A 13,461-nucleotide genomic window follows, 5' to 3' on the forward strand; every position below is an offset into this window, starting at 1 on the left:
CGCTTTAAGGTCGTCCCTAAAGAGGTGCCTAAGCACTATGCATCCCAGATGACAATCTGAATCGGGGTTGGGTTAAATCCGTTGCAGGGATTATTGAGCTGCGGACAATTTGAAATCAGAACCAATGTATCCATATGTGCTTTCATATCCACAAAATCGCCACCGCGCGAAATACCGTCTACAATCGCCAAATGCCCATCTTCTTCGACAGGGACATTCATAAAAAAGTTAATGTTATTGGTCAAATCACGTGGACTCATTTCCAATTCACCAACGGCATACAAATAATTATCACGGCAACTGTGCATGTATTTTTTATCGTGTCCAAAACGAACCGTATTGCTCTCAGCACTGCAATGACCTCCGAGAGTATCGTGGTTTCCGCATGTATCGGCTATGACTTCTAGCATCACGTTATCATCGCTTGAAATCAGCTTAGTTCCCGTGGTGATAAAAATACTGCCTTGCTCACGAATCGTATCGCTTGCGCTGTAACGCTCTTCAGGATTGTTAGCATTGTAAAACAGTGTATCGACGGCTTGGCATCCCATCGAATCAATAATGCGTATGGTTTGTCCTTTTTTCACCACATGATACCAAGGCACACCCGCACTCACACGTTCGTTATAAATTGCTTTTGAAATATCCATTCTCTTCTCCTTAGGCAAAATAACGCGCATTATTCTCAAAACCGCGCTTTGCTTCTTCACTAAATTCCAGTGCCAAATTTTCATTTCCATGATAAATCACAATCTCAACATCGCTTGGATGATACTTCCCTCTCTCCATCACGTGTGGGGTATTGGAAAGCACAAAAAGAACATTCATCTCTGCTTTTAGTTCGATGTAAGCACCTTTTTCTGGGCGATTAGCACTTAATTCTAAAATACTTCCATGCTTGACATCGACTTTGCGAAACAGATTTAAACATTGCACGATGTCGCGTTTTCCCATACCGTATTTGCCAAGCTCAACCAAGAAATTTTCACGGTCACTTTTGTAATAACGGTTGCGAAGCTCTTCATACGTGCCTTGACCAAAATTTTTCTCCACAATACGCGGATTGCTCATACCCGCTAGGGTATCGATGAGTCCGCCTGTCGTATCCTCCACAATGGAGAACAAAACATGCCCAAGTTCGGAAAATAAGACTTTTCCTTTGCCTAAAAACGCGTTCCATTGAATTTTCACCGTATCGGCGGAGTTGTAACGTTCAGCCGTATTGTCCGCATTGTAAAACAACGCGCTCAAACTTGCATTGGCATCTTGTGCACTCAGACGAATGATGTCGCCTCTTTTGATGATTTTTGACCATTTGCCACCGCCTGGCAAAACCTCTTGTAGTACGATATTTTCTTTAGTTATCATTGTTTATCCTTGACTCTTGAAGGCTTTTTTCGCCCTCTTTTTCACGTAATAACGGAATGTCATACGTAATTTTTGCACCAAACGCATTGGGAGCTTGTGGGTCATGGCGTACTTTATCGAACACCAACAGCCTTGTTCCCAAGTAAAATCCCTCGTGAAGGTCATGCGTGACCATCACCACCGTTAAATTATTTTTTTTCCACAAATCTAAAATGAGTGCGTGCATGTCAGCACGAATGCCAGGGTCAAGCGCACCAAAGGGCTCATCGAGTAGCAACAATTTTGGTTTTTTCACCAAAGATTGCGCGATGGAAAGACGTTGTTGCATCCCGCCTGAAAGTGAGTCGGGATACTGATGCAACACATCGCCCAAACCTACCGCTTCAAGCATGGCTATCGCCTCTTCTTTGGCTCTTTGTTTCGCTTTTCCAAACAGTTTTCCCAAAAAAGGCGACTCACCTAATTCAATGCCTAGCATCACATTTTCTAACACACTGAGGTGTGAAAAAAGCGAATAGCGTTGAAACACGATGCCGCGCTCAGCACTTGGTTCAGCAGGAAAGGGTTTGCCTTCAAAGAGAAATACCCCTTTGCTAGGGCTTTCTTCTCCTAAAAGCATCTTTAAAAACGTACTCTTTCCGCATCCCGAAGGACCTACTAATGTGCAAAATTCCCCCGCTTCAATACTAAAAGAGAGATTTTCCAACACAACCGTTTCACCATAACGTTTCCACAGGTTTTTAATGGTGATTAAACTCATGCTTTGTCCTTGTTTTCGTACCATGGAAAGAGTTTACATGTCATTTTTTTCAAAAGAAAATCTGCTAAAAACGCTAGCAGGGTTATCCAAATCACATAGGGTATTATCATATCCATTGCCAAGTAACGACGTACCAAAAAGATGCGATACCCAAGTCCTTCGGTTGCGGCAATCGCTTCAGAAGAAATCAAAAATATCCATGCGGTTCCTAAGGTCAATCGCACCGAATCTAAAAGACGAGGCAACATTTGCGGAAGAATAATACGAATCACAAGCGTCCATGTTGAAGCGCCCAACGTTTGCGCTTTAATGAGCTGCTCTTTGGAAAACTCCTCCACACGGTGTTGCAAATCGCGCACAATTAAAGGCGTGACACCAATAACAATAAGTGCCACTTTTGCCACTTCGCCCATTCCAAACACGATGAAGAGAATAGGCAAAATAGCAATCGGCGGCACCATCGAAAAGGCGGCAATGAATGGCGAAAACCCTGCTCGTACCAAAGGAATCAGCCCCAAAGGAATACTAAGCGCCAACCCAACAAGTGCGCTGATAACCACTCCTAGGCCTAAGCGTTTCAAAGAGGAGAGCGTATCGTTAAAAAAAATAATCTCATTGCTTCGTTTGCTAGGACTTAAAGCTGATTTTTCCATCGTTTGCACCATTTGCGAAATGGATGGTAAGAGCTTATCGTCTGCATTTTCTTGTAATCTTGCGTTTGATGCGAAAACGTATATCAACACAACAAGCAAAAAAGGCAACAGTCCAAGCAAAAGAACAGTGGAATTAGAAGGCTTTTGGTTAATCAGTCGCATTGTGCATCCTCTTTTAAGAGAGTTTTTACAAACTCTTACAATTTACCTTCACTGGCAAGTTTCATATATTCATCGCTAAAACGAAGCTTCACATTAGTGGTACTGCCGTATGTTTTTCCTTTTGGAAATGCCATTCCCACAAACGTTGCATCTTTTGCGCCATCCCCTAAAATGCCATGGTCATACGAAAACTCACTCACTTTTTGCATCGTTTTTGGCAGAGCATCACTGTTTGAAAACGCTAAAGCATCTTTGGCATTGTAGAACATTTTAGTAGTTTTAAGTTGGCTGTTAAAGCCTGCAACATCGGTGCCTGAAGCTTTTGCCATCGCACTAATCGCTTTAGCATCACCTTTTTTCATCAGCTCCATCACTTCATACCACGCACCGGTTAATGCTTTAGCCAATTTTGGATTGTCTTTAATGGTTTGGGTATTTAGCACAAGCATGTCGATGATTTCGCCAGGAATTTTGCTGGAATCAAACACCAAAGAAGCACCTTTCATCCCTTTGATTTCGCTGAGTTGTGGGTTCCATGTGACTAAAGAGGTCACGTCTTTAGAAGAAAATGCCGCGACAATATCGGCATCGGAAGTATTGACGACTTTGAGGTCTTTCTCACTCAAACCAACACTCTCTAACCCACGGGCAAGGAGGTAGTGCGATACGGAAAGCTCGACAAGATTGACATTTTGACCTTTAATGTCGGAGAGTTTTTTCTTATCTTTGAGGATGATACCGTCGTTTCCGTTGGAAAAGTCACCGATGATAACCGCTGTTGAGTCCACACCACCCGCAGCAGGAATGGTAAGGGCGTCCATATTGGTCATCACACAGCCATCAAATTTACCGGCGGTGTATTGATTGATGGATTCGACGTAGTCATTGACTTGCACCATCTCGATTTCAATGCCGTACTTTTTAGCCCATTTATCAATGATGCCAGATTGTTGAGCATAATCCCAAGGCATCCATCCGACGTAAATCGTCCACGCTACTTGGAACTTCTCTTTCGTCTGCGCCATCAAAGAGGTCGTCATAACCGTAGTAGCCACCATAGCGGCAACACAAAGCTTAAGGGTTGATTGTAAGAAAGACTTCATGGAAGACTCCTGAGTAGAATTTGATAAACACGCCAAGAGGTTGAAAACCTCCCGGGCTTTTATCCCTCCGTGAACCTCTACTCAAGAGGCGACAGCTCTCGGACCAGACGCACAATGTGCCGGAACCCTAGCCATCATTTTTATGTTAGCACTTGAGGCTTTCACCCCAATGACATGTTTTCTGCACGTATTATAATCGAATTTTTGACTTTAATTATTCAGATAAGTGATTAAAAAATAAACACCTAAAAGAAAATGCGGTTTTACATGTAAAAGATTTTAGGATTTTAAGAAGTGAATACTAAAAAAGTTTTGTCCTTCGTTATGCACGTAACTGAGTTCAAAACCATGCTTCACGATAATCGAATTGGCGATGTAAAGCCCCAGTCCTAACCCACTGCGTGAGCCTTCTACGCTACGATTAAACGCGCGCGAAAAATCCAGTTGTTTTGAGGAGAGCTTTTCACCATAACTGCACACACTCATTGATTCTGCATTAATGTCAATTTCAACATTTTCATTGGAGTGTTTGAGTGCATTGTCGAGTAAATTTTTAATCGCCGTAGCAAAAAGTTCAAAATCAACACTCACCAAAGGCGCTTCTTCTTGGTGATGGATATGAATGCGTTTATTATCGCTCATCATCAATAAATCCATCGCATGGTCCAGCACATCGACCAAACGGTACTCTTTGGCTTCTAAATTCCACTCGTTGGAAGCGAGCTTTTCCACTTTCACCATTTCGCCTAATAACGTTTCTAATCGCTCAAAAATACGTTCTAGCTGGTCTTGTTGTTTGGTGTTTTCAACGCTGTTAGAGAGAATTTTTCCCTTCATAATCGGCGTTTTGAGCTCATGCAAAATATTGCGCAAAAAGAGGGTTCGTGCCTCTTTTAAAAGATGGATTTTTTCCATCGCACAATTAAACTCTGTTGCAATCTCCCCTAATTCATCTTGGCTATCTACAGTGATGGGATTAAATTTTTTCTCTTCACCAAAGTGACGAATATCGCTCTTTAAAAGACGAAGCCTCAATAACTTTCGAAGCACCATCGCAAAAAAGAGAAGCATTAACGTATTGATAACTGCACCTAATACCCACAGCCGATAAAGCGAAAACTCCTCAATGTTTTCTAAAATAGGCGGCGCAAAAGGCATTCTCTCCATGGGTCCAAAAAAGGTATCCATATCACCGCTAAACGACAAGGGAGAAGGAGGCGGTGGCGGAGGTGGCATACTTGGTACAAAATAGAGTTTATTGTCACATAAAACCATATGAGCAAACGGGTCTTCTAAAAGCTTTGTTCCTTTTTCTTCTAAGAAAAATTTATCGACATTGCTGATGCGCACGCCCAGCTTTAAAAGCTGATTTTCTTCATCGCTGACATGGTCATGTAAGATTTTTACGGCCATCATAAAGCGTTGAAAGGTAAAGAGTTGTATCTCACTTTTTTGACGTTTGTATTCGAGCATAAAAGCAATATTAATAACAACCAGCGTTAGAGCAAAAAATACAGAGATAAGCGTTAATATAGATGTTTTACGCATTGACAAACTTATAACCAACACCACGAACCGAGAGAATAAAACGAGGTTTTTTTGGGTCATCGCCTATTTTTTGACGAATTCTCCCCATAATGACATCAATACTTTTAAGACTGCTTTCATACTTAATGGAACCGATATTTAAAAGTAATTCTTCACGAGAAATGACAAACCCCTCTTTTTTGAGCATGTAAGAGACAATGTCATATTCCGCCATTGTTAGCTTAACCTCTTTGCTCGCACGGGTAATAATGTGTTTGTCTTCATCAATAGCAAAAACAAACTGTTGTTCTTGCTCATTTCCCAAATTTCCCCGACGCAAAATAGCACGTAAACGATACGCCAACTCTCTTGGGTTGTAGGGTTTAGGTAAAAAATCATCGGCTCCTCTTTCAAATCCCATGACTTTATCGCTCATATCTGACCTAGCTGAAGAGATAATAATCGGTAAATTCGGGATGGATTCACGAACGATACGGCAAATTTCTAAGCCGTCAATTTGAGGAAGAGAAAGGTCAAGAACTAACGCGTCAAAAGAGTTTTGTTGGAGTGCCATCAACCCATCCAATGGCGTAAAAGCTAAGAGGGTATCAATCTCCTCTTTGGCAAGAGAATGTTGAAGTAATTGTGCGAGTTCAATGTCATCTTCAATCATTAAAATTTTAATCATGACGCCGATTATAGCAAAGCGTCAGTAAATGAAAAGTAACAAACCACGCTTTGCTTAGTGCGTGGCTTGCATCTTAGGCACTAAAGTTTACAGAAGTACCAGAGAGGGTATTTTGTGTGGCATAATTTGAGATGATTTGAGATAAAAGCGCTTTCATCAATGTATCGCTATTATCCTGCGTCTTCGTTTCTGTCGCACTAATACTGTCTGCTTTGGTTGATTCCTGATAGGCCTGCGCTTCAGCGGAGCTTACTTTACCATCACTATTGGTATCAGCAGCATCGAAATTCGAAGCCAATGTTTCAAAGAGTGAAGCAAGATTACTGTCTGTAGATGAAACACTACTCGCCATCGCGGTGAGCTCATCTACGGTATATCCTGTATCCTCTTCATTAGTTGAAGAAGATGACGGTGGCGGTGGAGGCGGGGGCATGCTTCCAGCCGCAGCGACAGTACTCGTCTCTGTTGCATCGGTTGTTGAATCCTGCGTTGATTGCTGATACGCCATTGCTTCCGCAGAGGTTACTTTTCCATCACCATTTGCATCGGCTGCGTCAAAATTTTCGACAACAGATGCGAGTAAAGAAGCAAGATTACTATCGGTAGAGGAAACTTCACTCGCCATCGCGGTGAGTTCATCTGCCGTATAACCTGTATCTTCCGTACTATTTGAAGATGAAGATTGTGCTGGCGGTGGAGGCGGGGGCATGCCTCCAGCTGCCATAGTTGAACCATCTGAGAACAATGCGCTCAATTCATCTGCGCTGATTGTTCCATCTCCATCACTATCAAGAGAAGAAAAAGCATCACTAATGGTGCTTTCATCGGTACTGCTTGATAATGCTAGAGCTGCACTGCTAAACTCAGTACTGTCAATAGAACCACTTGAATCACTGTCCATAGAAGTAAGCAACGCTTCTGCAAACTGTGAACTAAGAGAGGTACTACTCGAACTCGTACTGCTGCCATACGAACCATACGATGATGTTCCGTAGAGAGAATTTGAACTGATCGTCATCATCTCCTCCTGTGTTTGGCTTGGGAATTTCCCAATAGCAATCCTAACGCTAAAGCAGTAAACAGTGGGTAACAATCAAAAAATTCATATCAGCATTGAAAACTTATTTAAAAGAGCAGAAGAGAAAGGGTATAACATGTAAAAAGAAAATCTTGCGACATTCCTTTTACATGTAAAAGAAACGCTTATACGAAAAAGCGCATAACAAACATTGCAATACAACTATTAAAAATACTGATAACCATCAAAAAAGGCCAATATTTTTTAGGAACATCGGCAACACCTAAAAGGCGACCCATATACTGGATTTGTGAGGCCATCAAAAAGAGAGCAGGCATCAATATCGTGATATGTGTCGTGGTTAAAACGCCCTTAGCGAACAAGCTCACCGTAATACCAACACCCGCTGAACATGATAACCATGTTGTCAGTAGTACCGTCACTGCTTCACCGGGTAACCCAAAAAATCCCATCACGGGACCAAATATATGACCAATGAGTTGCATCGCTCCTGTGATATTTAAAATCTCGGCAATAACATACGCCATTAAAACATTGGGCATTAAGTTATTAATCGCAATATGAAATCCCTTGCGTGCACCTATAACAAAAATATCGAAAGGGTTGTTGGTGGTAGGTGTTGTATTATTGCTCATTGACAAAATCCTTCTTATAAATAGTATTTAATGCTAAACGTGTGCATATCGCTCCAATAAATTTCATGACAATCATCAATACCAAAGGCATAATAATAGGTACGGTTAATGAAGCAAATAGCGCTGAACCAATCGCAAAATAGTTATTGATAAGGCCAGCACCTGAGTATTGCCATGCGGCCATGATGACAAGCTCTTTTTTAGTAATCTGTTGCTCATCGTACAACTCTTTTGAAAGTGCCGCGCCCGCGTCAGTACTTTGCAAGTCTGTAATCAACGCCAAACCTGTAAGTCCGGGAATATCAAGAATTGGACGAAGCAATGGCGTGAGCAATTTATGCGCCGCACGAATCGCGCCATAGTGAGAAAAAATTTCAAGCACCCCTAAAGCAAGCATCACCGTTGGGACTAACGATAAAGCAAATAAGAACCCTCCCTTAGCACTCGCACCACCTGAGCCTAAGAAAGTACCTTTAGCACTTTGTATGGTTCCAAATTTTCCAGCTAATGTTGTAAAATCAAGTGCACCTAACCATGCCATCCCATCGACCTTCATAAAAAGACCCGAAAAAAAGAGCACTGCAAAAATCAAAGCAATGTATGCCCCTACGCCAACATTCCACTCTGGTGTTGGTTTACTGTTTTCCAAACCCACTTACATCCTCCTATTAATAAGATTTTATATAAATATGATAATATTAAATATTACAAAATTAAAATCTTTTCCATTTTAGCAAAAAAAAATGAGAAAAAAGTGAGGAGTAGTTTTTCTCTTTTTTATTGCGATATGATACTATTTAAGACATGGATAAATCACTATATTATCGGCAAAATAAGCAAAAAATAAGTAAAACTTAGACATTCTTAGAAATAAAAATCTAGTACTTAGAGCAGTTTATTTGTATGCATTAAATAATATTACAAGGAATAATAATGTCAAGAGTTATTGAACTATACGATTATCTACATACAATTCCGGAATTAGGGTTTGAAGAACACAAAACCGCCGCATTTTTAGCCGAGGAACTGCGCAAAGCAGGCTTTAGCGTTACCACCAACATCGGAGGCACAACAGGTGTTGTGGGCGTTTATGACAGCGGCGTTAAAGGACCTGTCATAGCGCTTCGAGGCGATATTGATGCGCTGGGACATATCGTTGAGGGTAAACTCTGCGCCATGCACACCTGCGGTCACGATGCGCACTCTTCCATGGTTTTAGCCGCCGCCGAGGAGCTGCTTAAAACAGGTGCCATCAGCCAAGGAAAATTAAAAATCATCTTCCAACCTGCCGAAGAGATCGGCACGGGCGCACTTGCGATGGTCAAAGGTGGCGCGATTGACGATGTCGATATGATCTTAGGTCTGCATCTACGCCCTATCGAAGAGGCGAGTATGGGTCAAGCAACGCCTGCACTGTACCACGCCGCCTCAGAAAGACTCAAAGCGGTTTTCCACGGTGTTGCGGCACACGGCGCGCGCCCGCATTTGGGTGTCAATGCGATTGATGCGGCGGTGGCGGCAATCACAGCGGTCAATGCCATTCACCTCAACCCCACCGAATCGTACAGCATCAAAGCCACCCAGATGATCGCCGATGCGGGCGTGACCAATGCCATCCCCAGCGAAGCAACCGTCATTTGGGATGTACGCTCCGAGTTTAACCCCACCATGGCAAAATTACTTGAAAAAGCCAAAGCAGCGATTATTGCAGGTGCGGCAACGGTAGGAGCAACAGTTGATGTGACCAATTATTTCGCCATCCCAGCGGCAGAATACTCAGATGAAGCGATTGCCGTCTTAAGCGAAGCGATTGTAGAAGTTTATGGGAAAGAAGGTCTCTGCCCACCAATTAAAACCGCAGGCGGCGAAGATTTTCACTATTACATCAAAGAAAAACCTTCCATCAAAGCGGGTTATTTTGGCTTAGGGTGCGATTTAACCCCAGGACTTCACAACCCCAAAATGCATTTTAACAAAGAAGCGTTAGAACAAGGCAAAAACGTTCTCATCGCGGCTACTAAAATAGCACTCAACCGTTAATACTTGCACATCAAAGAGGCTGATATATTCGGCTTCTTTGGTGTCATTCAGTCTTTACATGTAAAGCTCTTTTAGTTACGCCTTTTATACTCGTCATACCCGAAATGACTTGTCACTTTATAATGTCCATCTTTATGTAAAACCGCTAAATCAGGCAATTTAACACCGTTGAAGGTGGTATTTTTCACAATCGTATAGTGAATCATATCTTCAAAGATGAGCTTATCGCCGATTTTGAGTGGTGCATCAAAACTGTAATCGCCCATAATGTCACCTGCCAAACACGTTGGGCCACCAAGTCTGTAAACGTGTGGTTTTTCACCCACTTCACCGGCACCTCGAATCGCTGCGCGATACGGCATCGCTAAGGTGTCAGGCATATGTGCTTCGGCGGAAATGTCTAAAATAGCGATGTCCATGCCATTATGCACGATGTCTAGCACACTTGCCACGAGTGGCCCTGTTTGCCAACCCACCGCTTCGCCTGGTTCTAAATAGACTTTAATGCCGTTGTATTTCGTGCGAAAATCAGAAATCAGTTGAATCAATTTTTCGACATCATACCCCTCGCGCGTGATGTGATGACCGCCGCCGAAATTGACCCATTTCATACGGGGAATCAAATCGCCGAATCGTGCTTCAAACCCTTTTAAGACCTCTTCTAAAGCACTAGCATCTTGCTCACACAGGGCATGAAAATGAAGCCCTTCGATGCCCTCAAGCTTGTCGTACTGCATATTCTCTTTGGTAATGCCCAAACGACTGTAAAGACCGCACGGATTGTACAAATCCACAGGACTTGAAGAGACCTCTGGATTCAAGCGCAGACCACAACTTGTTTTACCAATAGCTTTGTGTTTGTAGGTCTCCCATTGATGAAAGGAGTTAAAAATCAAATGATCACTCAGCGCAATGACTTCATCAATGTCATCTTCTTTATACGCAGGTGAATAGGTATGAATTGTGCCATTAAAGTACTCTTTTGCAAATTTAGCTTCATGCAATCCACTGCACGTACACCCACTAAGGTAGGTATCAACCAAGGGGGCAAGGGCTTTAAAGGCAAACCCTTTGAGCGCTAAAAGAACCGTAGCACCGGAACGCTCACTCACCTCTTTTAATACTTTAAGATTTTCTTCTAAAAGTGCTTCTTCGCAGATATACACAGGTGTTTTAATCTCTTCTAAGATACTTTCTATTCGACTGATTTTAACCATACTTGACGCTCCCTCTTTTACACACTAAATGTAACATGTTTCCTCTTAATTATACAATACAACGCAAATACAACACTTTTTTGCCATAATGGACGATATGGGCATTACTTATGTTAATTAAAAGGAGAGATAATGAAAACTTTGAACATTAAGTTTAAAACGCTTATCTTATTCATTACAGCTATTTTTGTTGTGGCTGGTATTTCACTGTGTGTAACGATTTATAAAGCAAATCTACTTGCGCAAACACAGATGAAAGACCAAGGAGAACTCATTTTAGAAAACAATAAAAATGAGTTGAAGGCCTATACAATGATGGCAGAAAAAGCCATTCATTCATTTTATGAAGCCTCATCTTCCCAAGAAAAAATCGCAGAACAAGTCAAAAAAGACGCAATGACCTTCAAAAAAATTCTTGATGACGTTTACAACAGCAACAAAGATAAACTCTCCGCCGAAGAGTTGCGCTCTATGCTTTTCAACCTTATCAATGCTTACCGCTATAACAACGATGTCGGTTATTTTTACGCGTATAACTTAGAAGGCGTTAATGTCGTACATCCTATCAATAAAGCATTGGTTGGGAAAAATCTTATCGAAATGAAAGACAAAGAAGGAAGCTTCGTTATTAAAGATATTATCAAAGCGGCTCAAGACGGCACGGGTGTCACGCATTTTATTTGGCCACATCCTATTACAAAAAAAGACGAATCAAAACTCTCCTACAACTTTTACTACAAACCTCTTGATGTCGTCATTGGAACGGGCGATTACGCATCAAGCATTAAAGCCAATTTTCAAGAACAAGCGATTCGTATTTTAGAAGAACTCCGTTATGGAGATGATGGTTATTTTTATGCCTTAAAGAAAAGTGCCAATGGTGGGTATGAATACGCTTTTCATGGCGTCAATCATTCATGGATTGGCAAAGCGATTAAACTTGATGACAAAGATTCACAAGGGAGACTCTACCGTAAAGAGATTATTGAAGGGGTTGCCGCAAATCCAGATGGCGTTTATGTCACCTATAACTTTGCACATCCTATTACGAAAAAAGATGCTCCAAAACTCGCTTTTGCAAAATACTTTAAAGAGTGGGATTGGATTTTAGTATCGGGGGTTTATATTGACCATATCGATGAACATGTGGCAACACAAAGTGAAAAAATATCGAAAAATATCCGTGCTATGATTGGGGATACGATGCTTTATGGAACCATCGTCGCCATTTTAGCCATCATTGGTATCTATTTTCTTATCAACCGTCTCATTGCAGCACCACTTGTTAATCTTGGAACAACCGCGCGCAATCTAGCCACAGGAGATGGAGACCTTACCAAACAACTTGAAATTAGAAATAATGATGAAATTGGCGTTGCATCAACCGAAATTAATCACTTTATCGAAAAAGTGCGCTCAACCATTGAACTAGCCAAAGACACCAGTAATGAAAATGCATCCATTGCGCATGAACTCTCTGTCACGACATTGCAGGTGGGCAAACGTGTCGAAGACTCTTCTGCCATTATCGCACAAGCGACGAAGATGTCGCATGAAACCAAAACAGAAATTGTTGCCTCTGTTCAAAAAGCAAAAACATCCAAAGAAGAAGTAATCAAAGCCAATGAAGAGTTGCGTATGGCACGCACACATCTTCAACAACTCGGACAAAGGGTTCAAAACAGTGCACATACAGAGATGGAACTCGCAGGGAAAGTGCAACAACTCAGCACCGATGCCGAACAAGTCAAAAGCATTTTAACCGTCATCAGCGATATCGCCGACCAGACCAATCTTTTAGCACTCAACGCTGCAATTGAGGCAGCTCGTGCAGGTGAACATGGGCGTGGATTTGCCGTTGTCGCGGATGAAGTGCGAAAACTCGCGGAACGTACTCAAAAAAGCTTGATTGAAATTAATGCGACGATTAATGTTATTGTCCAAGCCATTACCGATAGTTCAGAGCAGATGAACCGCAATTCTGGGGAAATTCAGGAGCTAACAGCCATCGCCAGTGATGTTGAGCAAAAAATTAATACCACCGTCGATATTATGGACTTTGCAACCAAACTCAATGATAAAACAGTGGATGATTACATTCAAACGGGTGATAAAATCGATGCCATCGTTACGAAGATTGAGGAGATTAATACACTTTCAACTCAAAATACACGCAGTGTCGAAGAGATTGCGGGAGCAAGCGAACATCTTAACTCACTCACCGAAAAGCTCAATGCGATTTTAAATAAATTTAGAACATGATAAGAAG

13 protein-coding genes and 1 riboswitch are annotated in these 13,461 nt (G+C 41.9%); of the genes, 2 read left to right on the top strand and 11 right to left on the bottom strand.

The window, feature by feature from the left end; translation table 11 throughout:
* Window positions 1–35: 35 nt before the first annotated feature.
* The 10 genes from AC5SLP_RS13175 to AC5SLP_RS13220 all read right to left on the bottom strand — a co-directional run bounded on the left by AC5SLP_RS13175 (window position 36) and on the right by AC5SLP_RS13220 (window position 8,590).
* Entirely contained in the window at window positions 36–650 is a 615-nt protein-coding gene (locus tag AC5SLP_RS13175) for an urea amidolyase associated protein UAAP2 (RefSeq protein WP_495255626.1), read from the bottom strand.
* A gap of 10 nt (window positions 651–660) precedes the next feature.
* On the bottom strand, window positions 661–1,368 hold the full coding sequence (locus tag AC5SLP_RS13180; RefSeq protein ID WP_495255627.1) for an urea amidolyase associated protein UAAP1: 708 nt from the start codon (window positions 1,366–1,368) through the stop codon (window positions 661–663).
* Complete coding sequence (locus tag AC5SLP_RS13185) at window positions 1,358–2,128, bottom strand: ATP-binding cassette domain-containing protein (RefSeq protein WP_495255628.1); 771 nt, start codon at window positions 2,126–2,128, stop codon at window positions 1,358–1,360. Before AC5SLP_RS13185 ends, AC5SLP_RS13180 begins: the two co-directional genes overlap by 11 nt.
* Window positions 2,125–2,943 (bottom strand): ABC transporter permease, encoded by an 819-nt coding sequence (locus tag AC5SLP_RS13190; protein WP_495255629.1) that lies wholly within the window; start codon window positions 2,941–2,943, stop codon window positions 2,125–2,127. The genes AC5SLP_RS13185 and AC5SLP_RS13190 overlap by 4 nt, the downstream gene beginning before the upstream one ends.
* A gap of 35 nt (window positions 2,944–2,978) precedes the next feature.
* Entirely contained in the window at window positions 2,979–4,046 is a 1,068-nt protein-coding gene (locus AC5SLP_RS13195; protein ID WP_495255630.1) for a putative urea ABC transporter substrate-binding protein, read from the bottom strand.
* 46 nt (window positions 4,047–4,092) lie between these two features.
* A riboswitch (guanidine-I (ykkC/yxkD leader) is annotated at window positions 4,093–4,188 on the bottom strand.
* A gap of 137 nt (window positions 4,189–4,325) precedes the next feature.
* Window positions 4,326–5,594, bottom strand: a complete 1,269-nt coding sequence (locus AC5SLP_RS13200) for an ArsS family sensor histidine kinase (RefSeq protein WP_495255631.1) — start codon at window positions 5,592–5,594, stop codon at window positions 4,326–4,328.
* A complete protein-coding gene (locus tag AC5SLP_RS13205) occupies window positions 5,587–6,261 on the bottom strand; it encodes a response regulator transcription factor (protein WP_495255632.1) in 675 nt (224 codons plus the stop codon). The genes AC5SLP_RS13200 and AC5SLP_RS13205 overlap by 8 nt, the downstream gene beginning before the upstream one ends.
* A 73-nt stretch (window positions 6,262–6,334) precedes the next feature.
* Window positions 6,335–7,279 (bottom strand): EF-hand domain-containing protein, encoded by a 945-nt coding sequence (locus tag AC5SLP_RS13210; protein WP_495255633.1) that lies wholly within the window; start codon window positions 7,277–7,279, stop codon window positions 6,335–6,337.
* Window positions 7,280–7,464: 185 nt separating this feature from the next.
* Window positions 7,465–7,935, bottom strand: a complete 471-nt coding sequence (locus tag AC5SLP_RS13215) for a YjiG family protein (RefSeq protein ID WP_495255634.1) — start codon at window positions 7,933–7,935, stop codon at window positions 7,465–7,467.
* Window positions 7,925–8,590, bottom strand: coding sequence for a hypothetical protein (locus tag AC5SLP_RS13220; RefSeq protein WP_495255635.1), 666 nt, complete (start codon window positions 8,588–8,590; stop codon window positions 7,925–7,927). Before AC5SLP_RS13220 ends, AC5SLP_RS13215 begins: the two co-directional genes overlap by 11 nt.
* 278 nt (window positions 8,591–8,868) lie before the next feature.
* On the opposite strand from AC5SLP_RS13220, the gene AC5SLP_RS13225 reads away from it, so the two are divergent.
* Window positions 8,869–9,975 carry an amidohydrolase gene (locus tag AC5SLP_RS13225; RefSeq protein WP_495255636.1) on the top strand — a complete coding sequence of 369 codons (1,107 nt, stop codon included), beginning with the start codon at window positions 8,869–8,871 and terminating at the stop codon, window positions 9,973–9,975.
* Window positions 9,976–10,046: 71 nt separating this feature from the next.
* Here the strand turns inward: AC5SLP_RS13225 and nspC are convergent, their stop codons facing one another.
* On the bottom strand, window positions 10,047–11,192 hold the full coding sequence (gene nspC / locus AC5SLP_RS13230) for a carboxynorspermidine decarboxylase (protein WP_495255637.1): 1,146 nt from the start codon (window positions 11,190–11,192) through the stop codon (window positions 10,047–10,049).
* A 132-nt stretch (window positions 11,193–11,324) separates the two neighbouring features.
* On the opposite strand from nspC, the gene AC5SLP_RS13235 reads away from it, so the two are divergent.
* Complete coding sequence (locus AC5SLP_RS13235; protein WP_495255638.1) at window positions 11,325–13,454, top strand: methyl-accepting chemotaxis protein; 2,130 nt, start codon at window positions 11,325–11,327, stop codon at window positions 13,452–13,454.
* Window positions 13,455–13,461 lie beyond the last annotated feature (7 nt).

This window comes from Sulfurospirillum sp. E15m, assembly GCF_059415145.1.